The sequence below is a fragment of the Bacillus sanguinis genome (genome assembly GCF_018332475.1).
Classification (GTDB): domain Bacteria; phylum Bacillota; class Bacilli; order Bacillales; family Bacillaceae_G; genus Bacillus_A; species Bacillus_A sanguinis.
Genome location: NZ_BOQB01000712.1, coordinates 1 through 375, shown reverse-complemented (window position 1 = coordinate 375; position 375 = coordinate 1). Strand labels below are relative to the sequence as shown.

At 46.1% G+C, this 375-nt stretch carries 1 rRNA gene; it reads right to left on the bottom strand.

What is annotated here, in order from left to right:
• Positions 1 to 229 (bottom strand): 16S ribosomal RNA (locus KI369_RS30135); the annotation flags it as partial.
• Positions 230 to 375 lie beyond the last annotated feature (146 nt).

Genomic DNA, 375 nt, shown 5'->3' with positions numbered 1-375 from the left:
ATCCGATGGCAAGAGGCCCGAAGGTCCCCCTCTTTGGTCTTGCGACGTTATGCGGTATTAGCTACCGTTTCCAGTAGTTATCCCCCTCCATCAGGCAGTTTCCCAGACATTACTCACCCGTCCGCCACTCGTCAGCGAAACAGCAAGCTGTTTCCTGTTACCGTTCGACTTGCATGTGTTAGGCCTGCCGCCAGCGTTCAATCTGAGCCATGATCAAACTCTTCAATTTAAAAGTTTGATGCTCAAAGAATTAAACTTCGTAATGAATTACGTGTTCACTCTTGAGACTTGGTATTCATTTTTCGTCTTTCGACGTTAAGAATCCGTATCTTCGAGTGCCCACCCAGATTGTCTGATAAATTGTTAAAGAGCAGT